This window comes from Nonomuraea sp. NPDC049750 (assembly GCF_040659625.1).
Taxonomy (GTDB): Bacteria; Actinomycetota; Actinomycetes; order Streptosporangiales; family Streptosporangiaceae; genus Nonomuraea.
In genome coordinates this window covers 117294-131923 of the sequence record NZ_JBFANB010000002.1, presented here as the reverse complement: position 1 = coordinate 131923, position 14630 = coordinate 117294, and the positions used below count along the sequence as shown (strand labels likewise).

Below are 14630 nucleotides of genomic sequence, written 5' to 3'. Positions count from 1 at the left end.
GGTCATGTCCGTCGAGGAGGTCGCGGCCGAGGTCGAGAGCGGCATGACGGTCGGCGTCGGCGGCTGGGGATCGCGCCGCAAGCCGATGGCGCTGATCGCCGGCCTGCTGCGGTCGAACGTCCGCGATCTCACCCTCATCTCCTACGGCGGCCCGGATGTCGGCATGCTCTGCGCCGCCGGGAAGGTACGCAGGGTGGTGGCCCCGTTCGTGACGCTGGACTCCATCCCGCTCGAACCGCACTTCAGGCGGGCCAGGCAAGGCGGCACGGTCGAGTTCACCGAGTATGACGAGGGCATGTTCATGTTCGGGCTGCTGGCGGCGGCGCACCGGCTGCCGTTCCTGCCCACGCGGGCCGGTCTCGGCTCCGACGTCATGCGGGTCAATCCCGATCTGCGCACCGTCCGCTCGCCGTACGAGGACGGGGAGGAGCTGGTCGCCGTGCCCGCGCTGACCATGGACGTCGCGCTGGTGCACCTCAACCGGGCGGACCGGCGCGGCAACGCGCAGTACCTGGGCCCCGATCCGTACTTCGACGACCTCTACGCCAAGGCGGCGGCCCGGTGCTTCGTGTCGTGCGAGCGGCTGGTGGACACCGCCGACCTGCTGAAGGAGGGGCCGGTGCAGTCGCTGCTGATCAGCCGGTCGATGGTGAGCGGCGTGGTCGAGACGCCGGGCGGCGCGGGGTTCACCGCGTGCGAGCCCGATTACGGCCGCGACGAGCAGGAGCAGCGGCGCTATGTGGATACGCCGTGGGAGGAGTTCCATGACCAAGTCTGACGTGTCCGTGAGCAGGGCTGATGTGTGCGTGGTCGCCTGCGCGGAGGCGTTCAGAGGCGACGGGGAGATCCTCGCGGCCGGGATCGGCGGGGCGGTCACCGTGCTGGCTGCCCGGCTGGCCAGGCTGACGTTCGAGCCTGATCTGCTCACGCATGACGGCGTCTGCCTGCTGACGGGCGACGTACCGGCGCTGGGTGAGCGGCCCGAGGTGGTGGAGGGCTGGCTGCCGTTCCGCGATCACCTGTGGCTGGTGCTGAACGGCCGGCGGCACGTGATGCTCGGCGCGAGCCAGATCGATCGCTTCGGCAACTCGAACATCTCCTGCATCGGCGACTGGGCACGGCCCAAGGCGCAGCTCCTCGGCGTACGCGGCGCGCCGGGCAACACGCGCTGCGGCCCGACGAGTTACTGGATCCCCCGGCACTCCCCCAAGGTGTTCGTGCCGCGAGTGGACGTGGTCAGCGGTCTCGGGACCGACAAGGGTGCCTTCGACCTGCGGCGGGTGGTGACGAACCTGGCCGTGCTCGACTTCCGCACGCCGGACGGGTCGATGCGGCTGGCCTCGGTGCATCCGGGGGTGAGTGTCGCGGAGGTGGTCGCGGCGACGGGGTTCGAGTTGACGGTCCCTGAGGACGTACCCGAGACCCGGGAGCCGACCACCGAGGAGAGCAGCCTGCTGAAGGAGGTGCTCGACCCGCGCGGGTCGCGCGAGCGCGAGGTGGCCGCATGAGGAAAGCGGCAGCGGCGTGAAGACCGCGCTGACCGACCTCGTGGGGTGCCGGTATCCGATCGTGCAGACCGGGATGGGGTACGTCGCGGGCGCGCGGCTCGCCGCGGCCACCTCGGAGGCGGGCGGGCTCGGGATCATCGCGGCCGCCACGATGTCCGTTGGCGAGATGACCGAGGCGATCAATGGCGTGCGGGAGCGGACGGACGCCCCGTTCGGGGTGAACATCCGCTCCGACGCCGACGACGCGGCCGAACGGGTGGAGGTGATGATCCGCGAGGGCGTGCGCGTGGCGTCGTTCGCGCTGGCGCCGCGGCGGGAGTTGATCGACCGGCTGAAGGGCGCGGGCGTGGTGACGATCCCGTCCGTGGGCGCTCGGCGGCACGCCGAGAAGGTGGCCGCCTGGGGCGTGGACGCGGTGATCGTGCAGGGCGGCGAGGGCGGCGGCCACACCGGGCCGGTCGCGACGACGCTGCTGCTCCCCCAGGTGGTGGACGCGGTGGACATCCCGGTGATCGCGGCGGGCGGCTTCTTCGACGGGCGCGGGCTGGTGGCGGCGCTGGCGTACGGGGCGTGCGGCATCGCGATGGGCACCCGGTTCCTGCTGACGAGCGACTCGTCGGTGCCGGACGAGGTGAAGAAGGTCTACCTGGCGGCGGCCGACACACTGGTCACCACGCGGGTCGATGGTGTGCCGCATCGGGTGCTCAGGACGCCGTTCGTGGAGTCGCTTGAGCGCTCCCGGCTGCTCAGGGCCGTGGTCAACGGTGCCAGGTTCAAGCGGTTGTCGGGGCTGACGTGGACCCAGATGATCCGCGAGGGGCGCCGGATGCGGCATGGCCGCGAGCTGACCTGGGCGCAGGTGCTGCAGGCGGCCAACACGCCGGTGCTGCTGCGGGCCGCCATGGTCGAGGGACGGGCCGACCTGGGGGTGATGGCCTCCGGGCAGGTGGTCGGGGTGCTCGACGACCTGCCGTCCTGCCGGGAGCTGATCGAGCGAGTGATGTCCGAGGCGGAGACAGTGATGGAGCGGTTCAGAGCACCGTGATGCCGCGGGCGGCCAGGATGGCCGCCGCCTGGGCGGGGTTGATCGTCGCCCCCTGGAAAGCCCGCAGCTTGGTGTCGTCGGGCTCGCCCAGGTCGGCGCCGCGCAGGTCGGCCTTGGCGAACACGGTCTTGAGCAGCTTGGTCCCGCGCAACCGGCAGCCGCTGAACGTCGCCTCGGTGAAGTCGCAGCCCGACAGATCGGCGTCGTCGAAGCGGACGCCCTCGATGAGCTCCCCGCGCAGCGAGCAGCCGCCGAGGTTGGCCATGGTCAGGTTGGAGCGGGAGACCTTGAAGCCGGTTCCCCGCGCCGCGGTGAGCGACGCGCCGATCATGCGGCACCCGGTGAAGGCCACGTCCGTCACCAGCGCCCCGCCGAACTGGGCGGAGGACAGGTCCACGTCGGTGAACGTCACGTCGATGAGCTCGGCGTCGTTGAACCTGATCCGCATCCCGCCGCCGCCCGTGAACACCGCGCCGTCGAGGTCGGCCCGCCGGAAGTCGGCGTGTTCTAGCACGCACGACTCGAAGCGGGCGCCGGCCAGCGGAGCCCGCCGGAGGTCGGTCTCGGTCAGGTCGCAGTCGCGGAAGACGTGGGTCTCGTCCGGCGCGAGCCGGTCGGTGAGCGTGGTCTGGGAGAGGTCCTCGCCGTCGAAGTTCACGGTGTCAAAGGGTACCGGTGATCAGTTCGGCGGCGGCCTGGCCGCAGACCCTGGCCGAGCCGTACGTGGCGATGTGCACGGCGCCCAGGTCGGACCGGGCGGGCAGGCCCATCTCGACCACCACGGCGTCGGGGCGGGCGCTGAGCAGGTGCCGCAGCGCCTCGCTCTGCCAGGGATGGCGGTGCGCGTCGCGGACCACGACGACGAGGGGGTGCCCGGCCGCGGCGGCGATGAGCCGCTCCAGCACGGCTCCGGTCGCCTCGCCGGCCGCGAGCCGGGTCACGGCGGTGCCGGGCAGCAGCCTGCCCAGGGGCTCGCCGACGCCCCACGGTGTGTTCTTGTCGATGGCCAGGTTCATCTCGGGGGCCAGCTCCACCACGTGCGCCGCGGAGGTGAGCGGCAGGACGGGGTCGCTCGTGCGGCGGGTGATCCGCAGCGCGCGGCGGGCCGCGACCAGGCCGAGGTGGCCGACCTCGGGGTCCGGGGTGCCCGCGGCGGCGGTCCAGGCGGCCAGCTCGCCGACCCGGCGCGCGGCGTCGGCCAGGCGCTCCTCCGGCAGCAGGCCCTCGCGCACGGCTTCGGCTATCGCGTCGCGCACCTCGACGGCGGTCGCCTCGCCTGAGTGCTCGCCGCCGACGCAGATGGCGTCGGCCCCGGCGGCGATGGCGCGGGCGGCGGCGCCCCCGATCCCGTACGGCCCGGAGACGGCGGCCATCTCGATGCCGTCGGTGATGATCAGGCCGTCGAAGCCCAGCTCCTCGCGGAGCAGCCCGGTGAGCACCTTGGGGCTGAGCGTGGCGGGCAGGACGGCGTCGTACGCGGGCACCAGCAGGTGACCGGTCATGACGGCCTTGACGCCTTCCTGGATCGCGGCGCGGAAGGGGCCGAGCGCGTACTCGATCCCGTCGGTGGCGACCACCGGCACGCCGTGGTGGGAGTCGATCGAGGTGTCACCGTGGCCGGGGAAGTGCTTGGCGCAGGCGGCCACCCCGGCGGACTGCAGGCCGCGGACGAACGCCCTGGTGTGCCGGGAGACCAGCGCGGTGTCGGCGCCGAAGGAGCGCAGGCCGATGACCGGGTTGTCGGGGTTGGAGTTGACGTCGGCCGAGGGGGCGAAGTCGATCGTGATGCCCGCGGCCGCCAGGTCCGCCCCGAGGTTCCTGGCCACGGCCTCGGTCAGCGTCACGTCGTCCACGACGCCGAGCGCGTAGCCGCCGGGACGGCTGCTGCCGGTGGCCACCTCCAGCCGGGTCACCTCGCCCGACTCCTCATCGATGCCGATCATGACGGCGGGGTTCTCCGCGCGCAGGGCGGCGGTCAGTTCGGCCACCTGGGCCGCTCCCGCGATGTTGCGGGTGAACAGCACGACCCCGGCCAGCCCCTCCCCCAGGCGGCGGCGGAGCCAGTCGGGCGGGGTCGTTCCCCCGAACCCGGGCAGGATTACGGCATCGGCAAGGCACAGCAGGTCACCGCTCTTGAGCATGACCCGCAATCTAATAGGAAAGTTTCCTATTTGCTAGTGGCATCGCCGGACGTCATAGGCGTTCGATGATGGTGACGTTCGCCTGGCCGCCTCCTTCGCACATCGTCTGCAGGCCGTATCGGCCGCCGGCCCGCTCCAACTCGTGCAGCAGCTTCACGGCCAGGACCGCGCCGGTCGCGCCGAGCGGGTGGCCGAGTGCGATCGCGCCGCCGTTCGGGTTGACCCTGGCGGGGTCGGCGCCGCTCTCCTTCAGCCAGGCGAGCACGACCGAGGCGAACGCCTCGTTGATCTCCACGGCGTCGATGTCGCCGATCGTCATCCCGCTCTTGCGCAGCGCGTGCTCCGTGGCCTGGATCGGCGCCGCGAGCATCATGACGGGGTCGCCGCCGCGCACCGACAGGTGGTGCACGCGGGCGCGCGGGCGCAGCCCGTGCTCCCGTACGGCCCGTGGCGACGCGATGAGCAGGGCGGCGGCGCCGTCGGAGATCTGCGAGGCCAGGGCGGCGGTGAGGCGTCCGTCCTCGACCAGGGGCTGGAGCCCGGCCATCTTGGCCGGAGTGGTGTCGCGGCGCGGGCCCTCGTCAGTGGTGACGCCCTCATAGGGGGTGATCTGGGCCGCGAAGCGGCCGGTGTCGATGGCGGCGATGGCCCGGCGGTGCGACTCATAGGCGAACGCCTCCATGTCCTCTCGGGAGATGTCCCACTTGGCGGCGATCTGTTCGGCTCCGGTGAACTGGGAGACCTCCTGCGTGCCGTACCGGGAGAGCCAGCCCTTGGAGCCGCTGAAGGGGGTGTCGTGCCCGAGAGGGCGGCCGGCGAGCATCGCCGAGGAGATGGGGATCATGCTCATGTTCTGTACGCCGCCGGCCACCACGAGGTCGCTGGTGCCCGAGAGCACGGCCTGGGCGGCGAAGTGCAGCGCCTGCTGCGAGGAGCCGCACTGGCGGTCGACCGTGACGCCGGGCACCTCCTCCGGCAGGCCCGCGGCCAGCCAGCAGGTGCGGGCGATGTCGCCGGCCTGCGGTCCGATGGTGTCCACGCAGCCGAACACCACGTCCCCCACGGCCGCCGGATCGGCGCCCGTGCGGGTCATCAGCTCTTGGAGTACGTGCGCGCCGAGGTCGGCGGGGTGGGCGCCGGCGAGACCGCCGTTCCTGCGCCCGACCGGGGTCCTGACCGCGCCGACGATGTATGCCTCGTTCACTCCCGCATCGTAGCAAGCGCTTGGTCGCGCGCGGAATGCCGGGTGAGCTGGGCGGGTTCGGTGAACAAGCGATTGTCTGAGGGCTCATAATGGGAGGCGTGACAACGCGAAAGAACCCCGGGCAGAGCGCGGCCGCCCCGGCGAAGCGCCAGCGCGCGACCTCGTCCGGGCCGGCGTCGGAGCGCCGTGACCACCTCGTCAAGCTCGCCGCGGAGCTCTTCGCCCGCAAGGGCTTCCAGGCCACGACCGTACGCGAGATCGCCGACGAGGCGGGCATCCTCTCGGGAAGTCTCTATCACCATTTCGATTCCAAGGAGACCATCGTCGACGAGGTGCTCTCCACCTTCCTCGACGACCTGGTCACCCGCTACCGCACGGCGATCGCCTCGGGCTCCGACCCGCGCACGATTCTGTCGGAGATGGTGCGCATCGGCTTCGGCACGCTGGAGCCGCACCGGGCCGCGATCACCGTAATGCAGAACGACTGGAACTACCTGCGGCAGTTCGAGCGGTTCAACTACCTGGTCAAGGCCGAGGACGAGGTCGAGCAGATCTGGGTCGCCCAGATCAAGGCGGGCCAGGCGGCTGGGCAGTTCCGCGCCGACGTGGACCCGAAGCTCACCTACCGGATGATCCGCGACACGATCTGGGTGGCGGTGCGCTGGTTCCGTCCCGGCGGGCGGCTCAACACGACGGGTCTGGCCGAGCACTACATCACCGTGCTCTTCGACGGCCTGGCCACGGGTGAGCGGACCAGCCAGCAGGCATGACGCTTGGTACGGCGGTGCGTCAGGCACTGCGGGAAGCGGCGGAGCCCGAGAAGGCCGCCACGATGCGCGCGTACATGAAGTCCGACATGCCCTTCCTCGGCGTCCAGGCGGTGCCGAGGCGGGCGGTGCTGCGGCGGGTCTTCTCGGCCCACCGCATCGGCACGGCGCCGGAGTGGCGCCGGGCGGTGCTCGGCCTGTGGCGCGAGGCCGAATACCGCGAGGAGCGCTACGCGGCGATCGATCTGACCGGCTATCACCACTACCGGGAGTTCCAGACTCTCTACACGGTGCCGATGTACGAGGAGATGATCGTCAGCGGGGCCTGGTGGGACCTGGTCGACGAGCTGGCCACGCACCGGATCGGCGGCCTGCTGACCGCCTTCCCCGACTCGATGCGCCCGCTCATGCTGGACTGGGCGCGCGACGGCGACCTGTGGAAGCGCCGCACCGCGATCCTGAGCCAGAACAGGTTCAAGGCCCGCACCGACACGGCCCTGCTCTACGCCTGCATCGAGCCGAGCCTGTCGGACAACGACTTCTTCGCCCGTAAGGCGATCGGCTGGGCGTTGCGCGAATACGCCAAGACCAATCCGGCGGAGGTCATCCGCTATGTACGCACCAAGGGCATCTCGGGTCTGAGCCGCCGCGAGGCCCTGCGCAACTTACCCGCGACCTAGTCCACTTACCTAGTCCACAAGGCATCCTGTACGGCCTGCACCAGGGCCATCAGCTCGGGCGTGACGCGCTCCCTGGCCCAGGCCAGCGCGTACGTGATGCGCAGGTCCCCCGCGTCGAGCGGGACGAACCGCAGGTCGTCGCGGCGGATGGTCCTGGCCAGCAGCTGCGGGATCGGCAGCACCCCGGCACCCGCCGCGACCAGGTCGAGCGCGGCGGCGAAGTCGTCGTCGGCCACCATGCGCGAGCGCCCCGGCAGCCCGGCCCACGCCCGGCTGCCGGGGGTCAGCAGCACCTGCCCGGCCAGGTCACCGGCGACGACCTTGGCCCTCGGCGCCAGTACGTGCCCCAGCGGCACCGCGAGCTGGTCCACCGAGACGTGGAACCGGGCGGCGGTGACGAACCGCGCGGGCGCGGGGGTGGCCAGGATCGCCGCCGACACCTCGCCCCGCTCCAGCGCGTCGGCGGCCGTCCCACGACCGGCGACCGTGAGCTCCACGCCGATGGCCGGGGTGCGGGCCGCCAACCGGCGGGCGACCCGGGCCGCCAACGCGCCGACGAGTGGTGGATAAGCAAGATGAATGGTCGGCCGGGCCAGCCGGGCGGCTTCGGCCGCGAACGCGGCGGCGGCGGTCAGCAGCTCGTCGGCGTGCGGAAGCAGCGCCCTGCCCTCGGCGGTCAGCCGCACCGCGCGGGCGGACCGGTCGAACAGCCTGGTCCCGGCCGCGCGCTCCAGTCTGGTGATGGCCTGGCTCATGGCAGGCTGGGACATGCCCAGGTCCGCGGCGGCGAGCGAGAAGCTGAGCCGGGCCGCCACGCGGACGAAGCACTGGACCTCCTTGAGCATAAGCAGCACGAATACAGGATGCATCAGGTGGGACCGGTGTGGTGAATTCTCGGCGTTGGATCAAGTCAACGCATGGGAGCAGTCGATGTCGTCATTTCCCCGGTCCACCGTGCTCGGATACCCGAGGATCGGCCCGCGAAGGGAGCTGAAGCGGGCCCTGGAGTCCTACTGGGACGGCCGCTCGACCCGGGCGGAGCTGGAGGAGGCGGGCGCCGAGATCCGGGAGCGGACCTGGCGGCGGCTCGACGAGCTGGGCCTGGCCGGGCTGCCGTCCAACACCTTCTCGCTCTATGACCAGGTGCTCGACACGGCCGTGCTGCTCGGCGCGGTGCCCCGGCGCTATCAGGAGGCCGAGGACCCCTACTTCGCGATGGCCAGGGGCACCGCGGGGCTGGCGCCGCTGCGGATGACGAAGTGGTTCGACACGAACTACCACTACATCGTGCCGGAGATCGACGCCGAGACCGTGTTCGAGCTCGACCCGGCCAAGCCGCTCGCCGAGCTGCGGCAGGCTCGGGGGCTGGGCTTCGAGACGCGGCCCGTGGTGGTGGGGCCGGTGACGTTCCTGCTGCTGGCCGGGGCGCTGGAGCGGCTGGATGAGGTGCTCGGCTGCTACGAGGAGCTGCTGGCGATCCTGGCGGCCGAGGGCGTGGAGTGGGTACAGCTCGACGAGCCAGCGCTGGTGGCCGACCGGACGCCCGAGGAATTGGCCGCCGTCACGGCCGCCTACGAACGGCTGGGGGCCGCGCCGTCGCGCCCCTGGCTGTTCGTCGCCTCCTACTTCGGCGACCTGGGCGAGGCGCTGCCCGTCCTGACCGCGACGCCGGTGGAGGCGATCGGGGTGGACCTGGTGCGCGGCGGCCTGGACCGGCTGCCGGCGCTGGCGGGCAAGACCGTGGTGGCGGGCGTGGTGTCCGGGCGGGACGTGTGGCGTACCGCTCCCGGGCGGGCCCTGAGCCTGTTGCGGGCGGTGCGGGAGCACGCGGCGGACGTGGTGGTCAGCACCTCGTGCTCGCTCCTGCACGTGCCCTACGACGTGGCGGGGGAAGAAGGGCTCGACCCGGCACTCCGGGCGCGGCTGGCCTTCGCCGAGCAGAAGGTGGCGGAGGTCGTCGAGCTGGCGCGCACCGACTTCCGGGGCGCCGAGGCGCCGGCCGCGTCGGTGGCGCTGGCGGACCCGGTCGTGTTCGAGGGGCGCGGGCCGTACGCGGAGCGCGCCGCGGCCCAGGCCGCGCACCTGCGGCTGCCCGTGCTGCCGAGCACCACGATCGGGTCGTTCCCGCAGACCGGCGAGCTGCGCGCGGCTCGCGCGGCCGTGGTGGCGGGCACGCTGGCTGAGGCCGACTACGAGCGGCGGGTCGAGGCGGAGATCGAGCGGGTCATCAGGCTGCAGGAGCGGCTCGGCCTCGACGTCCTCGTGCACGGCGAGCCGGAGCGCAATGACATGGTCCAGTACTTCGCCGAGCACCTCGACGGCTTCGCGGTGACCGCCAACGGCTGGGTCCAGTCCTACGGCTCCCGGTGCACCAGGCCGCCGATCCTGCACGGCGACGTCGGGCGGGCCGCGCCCATCACCGTACGGTGGGCGCGCCACGCGCAGTCACTGACGGACAAGCCGGTCAAGGGCATGCTCACCGGGCCCGTCACGATCGTCGCCTGGTCGTTCGTCCGCGACGACCTGCCGCTGCGCGACGTGGTGTTCCAGGTGGCCGACGCGGTCCGGGACGAGGTACGCGACCTGGAGGCGGCGGGTGTGTCGATCATCCAGGTGGACGAGCCGGCGCTGCGCGAGCTGCTGCCCCTCAGGCGGGCCTCGCAGGCCGACTACCTGGAGTGGGCCGTGGCCGCGTACCGGCGGGCCACCTCGGGGGCCAGCGACCGCATCCAGATCCACACGCACCTGTGCTATTCGGACGCCGACCAGATTCTCGCGGCGATCGACGGCCTGGACGCCGACGTCACCACGATCGAGTCGGCCCGCTCCGGGGCCCGGATCCTGGGGGCCGTGGGCTCCTTCGGGCGAGGGCTCGGGCCGGGGGTCTACGACATCCACTCGCCGAGGGTGCCGAGCCAGGCCGAGGTGGAGGAGTTGTTGCGGGAGACTCTGAAGGTGCTGCCCGCCGAGCGGGTCTGGGTGAATCCGGACTGCGGGCTGAAGACGCGTACGTACGAGCAGGTAGAGGCGGCGCTGGCCAACGTGGTCGGCGCGACCAGGCGCCTGCGCGACGAACTCGGCGCCACATGATCAGCGCGACGTGATCAGCTCAACCGGCGGGCCGGCTCTACCGATGGTCAGCTGAAGGTCCATTCGAGGTGGGCCAGGGCGGCGTCGGCGTAGTGGCGCGGGCCGGTGCTCAGGCCGTAGGCGAGGTCCTCGATGAGCGCGCACCTGGCATAGAAGACGACTCTGGCTCGGTCGAGCTCGTCGAAGTCGCGGTCGTAGTGCGCCAGGGTCCGTTCGAAGACCTCGGGGCCCAGGTCGCGGTAGATGAGCGCGAAGTCGTGCGCCGGGTCGGTGACGGCGGCGTCGGTCCAGTCGATGACGCCCGTCAGCGTGCTGGTCGCGGCGTCGGCCAGCAGGTGCTCGCTGCCCAGGTCGTTGTGGCAGAAGCGCGGGTCGCGCGGCTCGTCGGGCGGTGTGTCGCGTAAGAACCGCTCCACCAGCGACCGCTGCGCCGCCGGCACGTGCCGCTCGACGTCGCGATAGTCGAGCCCGGCGTCCACCAGCAGGGTGGGCGCCGGGTAGAGGTCGAGCGGCGCCAGCTCGCGCAGGTCATCGACCGGGGCGCTGTGCAGGGCGCTCAGCAGACGGCCGAGCGGGGCGGCCAGCGACGCGGGGTCCGGCACCGGGTGCTGGTTGAGCGGCTCGCCCGGCAGCTTGCGGTAGGCGATCACGCCCTGCTCGTGGTCGGCGAAGACCACCTCGGGCACCGCCACGGTGGCCAGCTCGCGGACCGCGGCCAGCAGGTCGACCTCGCGCCGCGTGGCCACCGGATCGGCGGTCTTGCCGCCCCTGACGATCAACTCTCCGTTGACCTCGTAGACCTCGTGGTCCAGGCCCTGCCCGGACTCGGTCAGAGTGCGCACCTCGACGTCGGGGAGGTGGCGGGCCAGCAACGCGCGGATGTCGCCGATCACACCAGCAGCCTAGGCCCGGCGGGTCGGGTGCGCGAGAGGGTAATTACTTGAGCGCCCCCGCGGTCAGCCCCGACTGGATCTGGCGCTGGAAGACCGTGTAGACGACCAGCATGGGCAGGATGGCCAGCGTCAGGGCGGCGAACAGGGCCGACCAGTCCTGGTCATAGCCCGCGGCCGTCGAGATGTCGGCGATGCCCTGGGTGAGCACCCACTTGTCGCGCTCCTGCAGCAGCACCAGCGGCAGCTGGTACTGGTTCCACTGGCCGAGGATGTTGAAGATCGTGATGCTGACCAGGCCCGGTCTGGCCATGGGCAGCATGATCTGGAAGAACACCCGGGTGTGCGAGGCGCCGTCGACCATGGCCGCCTCCGCCACGGCCGTGGGCAGCGTACGGAAGAAGGCCGACAGGAAGAACACCGTGAACGGCATCGAGTAGGCGATGTAGACCAGCACGAGGCCGGCGTGGGTGTTCAGGCCGATGAACGGGCCGATCAGCGGGACGTTGCCCATGTTCTGCACGACGAAGAACAGCGGCGACAGGGCCAGGTAGACCGGGAAGGCCAGGCCCGACACGAACAGCAGGTAGACGGCCCGGTTGCCGCGGAAGGGGTAGCGCGACAGCACGTACGCGGCCATCGAGCCGGCCAGCATCGTGCCGAACACGCTGAAGGCGACCACGATGACGCTGTTGAGCATGTACTGGCCGATGTGCGCCTGCTCCCAGGCCCTGGCGAAGTTGTCCCAGCGCAGGCTGGCCGGCAGGGACCAGGCGTCGCCGAAGATCTCGTCTTCGCTCTTGACCGACGCCAGGAACGTCCACAGGATCGGCACCACCGTGAGCACGGTCCACAGCAGCAGCGCGACGTGCGACAGGATCGCCATCGGCCCGAGCCGCTTCCGGCTCTCCTGGCGGGCCAGCTTGCGGGAGTTGGCCACCGTCCACGAGGTCGTCGTCATCAGTACTCATTTCGCTAAAACTCGATTCGTTCGCGCCGCGTAAGACGCAGCGAAAGGATCGCGAACCCGACGGTGAAGAAGAACATCACGACGCCCAGGGCCGAGGCGTATCCGAAGCGGAAGTATTGGAAGGCGTTGCGGTAGACCTCGGCCGCCATGACCGTGGTCGACCAGTCGGGCCCGCCGTGCTGGTCGGTCATCACCCACACGATCGCGAACACGTCGAGGGCGATGATGCCGAGGTAGACCCAGGCCACCTGGATGGTGTCCCAGAGCAGCGGCAGGGTGATGCGGAAGAACAGGCTCAGCCGCCCGGCGCCGTCGATCTGCGCCGCCTCGAACATGTCCTTCGGGATGGAAGCCAGGCCGGCGGAGAAGAGCACCACGTAGAACCCGACCGCCTGCCAGACCATGACGCCGAGCACCGACCAGAACGCGACGCCCGGGTCCGACAGGAAGCCGATCGGCTTGCCACCCAGCGCCATCAGCGGCGCGTTCAGCATCCCGCTGCCGTCCGGCCGGAACACCTGCTGGAACAGCACCGCCACCACCGCGACGGCCAGCACCTGCGGGAAGAAGAACACCACGCGGTAGAACTTGGAGCCGGTGATCCCGCCCACGGCCCGCCCGCCGCCGCCCACGTTGAGGAGGAAGGAGAAGAACAGGGCGATGATGATCGTGACCAGGGGCAGCAGGACGAGCAGCCCGGCGTTGTGCGTGACCGCTTTCCAGAACGTCCCGTCTCCGAGAAGCCGGCGGAAGTTCTCCAGCCCGATGAAGGCCGGCGTGGCCGAGACGCCGCGCCAGTCCGTCATCGAGATGTAGAACGCCTGGATGTATGGAGAGATCACATAGACCAGGTAAAGGGTCACCGGGGCTGCCAGGAACGCGGTGATGAACAGCCCTCGGCGATACCTGTTGAACAGCATCAGCGCTTGTACTTCTTGATCGAGGAGTCCTTCTTGATCTCGTCGGCCTTCTTCTGGATGCGCTCCAGATACTTCTCCGGCGTGAGGCCGCCGGTCATGAGCTCACCGGTGGCGGCGACGGCCTCGTCCTTGAGCTGGAGGTACCAGGTCTGCCAGCGGTAGTAGACGATGTTCGCGCCGGCCTCGGCGTAGGCCTTGGTCGCGCTCGCGGCGCCCGGGGACAGCTGGCGGCCCTCACCCGCGCCCTTGACCGTCGAGACGGTCTTGACCATCTCGCTGAACTCGCCGGCCGCCTTCTTCGACAGCATGGCCCGCAGGTACTCCATGCCGCCCTGCGGGTTGGCGCCCTTGGCGGGGACGATGAAGTTCTCGCTCGGCTGGCTGTGCAGCGTGCCGTAGGGCATCTTGTCGGAGCTGGTGAAGTCGGGGACGGGGAACATGCCGTATTCGAAGTCGGCCGGGGTGGTGGTCTTCTGCTCGTTCTCCAGCCAGGAGCCGGAGGGCAGCATGGCCACCTTGTACTTGTTCTGGGCGGTCTGGGTCTGCACGTGGTCGAGGCCGGCGGTGCCCTCCAGGAGGTACTTGGCGCCGATCTCGGCCCAGGCCGTGGCGGAGGTCTTCATGGCCTCCGTGGTCCAGGCGCCGTCCTCGAGGTTGTCGATGTTGACGAGGACCTCGGGGCCGCCGATCTTCGCGGCCATGGTGAGCAGCACTTCGTACAGGTATTGCGGGAATTTTCCGGCGTAGGTGAAGGGGGCCATCTTGCCGGACTTTTTGATCGTTTCGTTGAGCTTGAGGAACTCGTCCCACGTCTTGGGGGGCGCCCAGCCGTTGTCCTTGAACGCCTTCTGCGAATACCAGATGCCGAAGATGTAGTTGACGTAGCCGAGCACGCTGAACGTGCCGTCCATGGTGCCGATGTCGATGACGGCCGGGTCGATGGTGTCCCTGACCTTGGTGCCCGGGTCGTCCCAGCTCGGCGCGTCGAGCAGCGGGGTGAGGTCCTGGAGCTGGCCGTCCTGGGCGAGCGCGCCGAAGTCCATGGCGTTGGCGCCCGAGTTGTCGATCACGTCGGGCGGGTTGCCGCCGGCGAACCTCGGCTGGAGGACCTTGGTGATCTCCTTGGTGGCGTTGTGCTTGATCTCCACCTTCGGATACTTCGCCTTGAACAGCGGCTGGTGGATGTTCTTGGCGTAGTCCTGGCCGAAACCGCCGTCGAAGATCCACACCTCAAGCGGCTTGCTGTCCGAGACCCCGAAGGGGTTGGCCGCGCTGGTCGCGACCGGGGCTGCCGACGACGAGGCTGACGGCTTCGCGGCCGGGGTCGCGCACGCGGCGAGCGCGCCCGCCACGGGGACCAGCGCGGCACTCCGGAGAAGCTCGCGCCTGGTGAAACGGGGGGTGTCCGGCATATT

14 protein-coding genes are annotated in these 14630 nt (G+C 70.7%); 6 read left to right on the top strand and 8 right to left on the bottom strand.

The features are described from left to right. Positions 1–4: 4 nt before the first annotated feature. From AB0J16_RS05805 to AB0J16_RS05795, 3 genes are read left to right on the top strand one after another with little or no spacing between them, the layout of a single operon-like run. Positions 5–778 carry a CoA-transferase gene (locus AB0J16_RS05805; RefSeq protein WP_358536125.1) on the top strand — a complete coding sequence of 258 codons (774 nt, stop codon included), beginning with the start codon at positions 5–7 and terminating at the stop codon, positions 776–778. Next, positions 765–1508, top strand: coding sequence for a CoA-transferase (locus AB0J16_RS05800; RefSeq protein WP_358535084.1), 744 nt, complete (start codon positions 765–767; stop codon positions 1506–1508). The genes AB0J16_RS05805 and AB0J16_RS05800 overlap by 14 nt, the downstream gene beginning before the upstream one ends. A 16-nt stretch (positions 1509–1524) precedes the next feature. Continuing rightward, positions 1525–2553, top strand: coding sequence for a nitronate monooxygenase (locus tag AB0J16_RS05795; protein ID WP_358535082.1), 1029 nt, complete (start codon positions 1525–1527; stop codon positions 2551–2553). Here AB0J16_RS05795 and AB0J16_RS05790 read toward each other — a convergent pair. Genes AB0J16_RS05790 through AB0J16_RS05780 form a run of 3 tightly spaced genes read right to left on the bottom strand, consistent with a single transcriptional unit; the run spans position 2540 to position 5898 of the window. Further along, positions 2540–3211, bottom strand: a complete 672-nt coding sequence (locus AB0J16_RS05790) for a pentapeptide repeat-containing protein (protein WP_358535080.1) — start codon at positions 3209–3211, stop codon at positions 2540–2542. The two genes, AB0J16_RS05795 and AB0J16_RS05790, sit on opposite strands and share 14 nt — an antisense overlap. 4 nt (positions 3212–3215) lie before the next feature. Continuing rightward, positions 3216–4694: a glycoside hydrolase family 3 N-terminal domain-containing protein gene (locus AB0J16_RS05785; RefSeq protein WP_358535079.1), complete on the bottom strand. Its 1479-nt coding sequence runs from the start codon at positions 4692–4694 to the stop codon at positions 3216–3218. Positions 4695–4746: 52 nt separating this feature from the next. Next, positions 4747–5898, bottom strand: coding sequence for an acetyl-CoA C-acetyltransferase (locus tag AB0J16_RS05780; protein WP_358535078.1), 1152 nt, complete (start codon positions 5896–5898; stop codon positions 4747–4749). 98 nt (positions 5899–5996) lie between these two features. Here AB0J16_RS05780 and AB0J16_RS05775 point away from each other — a divergent pair, with 98 nt between their 5' ends. Continuing rightward, the gene (locus AB0J16_RS05775) at positions 5997–6668 is read left to right on the top strand and encodes a TetR/AcrR family transcriptional regulator (RefSeq protein WP_358535076.1); all 672 of its coding nucleotides are present in this window, start codon (positions 5997–5999) and stop codon (positions 6666–6668) included. Next, on the top strand, positions 6665–7345 hold the full coding sequence (locus AB0J16_RS05770) for a DNA alkylation repair protein (protein ID WP_358535075.1): 681 nt from the start codon (positions 6665–6667) through the stop codon (positions 7343–7345). Before AB0J16_RS05775 ends, AB0J16_RS05770 begins: the two co-directional genes overlap by 4 nt. 5 nt (positions 7346–7350) lie before the next feature. Here the strand turns inward: AB0J16_RS05770 and AB0J16_RS05765 are convergent, their stop codons facing one another. After that, on the bottom strand, positions 7351–8190 hold the full coding sequence (locus tag AB0J16_RS05765) for a LysR family transcriptional regulator (protein WP_358536123.1): 840 nt from the start codon (positions 8188–8190) through the stop codon (positions 7351–7353). Between the two features lie 85 nt (positions 8191–8275). Here AB0J16_RS05765 and metE point away from each other — a divergent pair, with 85 nt between their 5' ends. Further along, positions 8276–10435 (top strand): 5-methyltetrahydropteroyltriglutamate--homocysteine S-methyltransferase, encoded by a 2160-nt coding sequence (metE, locus tag AB0J16_RS05760; protein ID WP_358535073.1) that lies wholly within the window; start codon positions 8276–8278, stop codon positions 10433–10435. A gap of 47 nt (positions 10436–10482) precedes the next feature. Here metE and AB0J16_RS05755 read toward each other — a convergent pair whose 3' ends face one another. The 4 genes from AB0J16_RS05755 to ngcE are packed head-to-tail and all read right to left on the bottom strand — an operon-like array spanning position 10483 to position 14627. Further along, positions 10483–11328 carry a phosphotransferase gene (locus AB0J16_RS05755; protein ID WP_358535071.1) on the bottom strand — a complete coding sequence of 282 codons (846 nt, stop codon included), beginning with the start codon at positions 11326–11328 and terminating at the stop codon, positions 10483–10485. Positions 11329–11371: 43 nt separating this feature from the next. Then, the gene (locus AB0J16_RS05750) at positions 11372–12286 is read right to left on the bottom strand and encodes a carbohydrate ABC transporter permease (RefSeq protein WP_358535069.1); all 915 of its coding nucleotides are present in this window, start codon (positions 12284–12286) and stop codon (positions 11372–11374) included. 14 nt (positions 12287–12300) lie between these two features. Further along, complete coding sequence (locus tag AB0J16_RS05745; RefSeq protein WP_358535067.1) at positions 12301–13215, bottom strand: sugar ABC transporter permease; 915 nt, start codon at positions 13213–13215, stop codon at positions 12301–12303. Further along, positions 13215–14627, bottom strand: coding sequence for an N-acetylglucosamine/diacetylchitobiose ABC transporter substrate-binding protein (gene ngcE, locus AB0J16_RS05740; protein WP_358535065.1), 1413 nt, complete (start codon positions 14625–14627; stop codon positions 13215–13217). Before ngcE ends, AB0J16_RS05745 begins: the two co-directional genes overlap by 1 nt. Positions 14628–14630 lie beyond the last annotated feature (3 nt).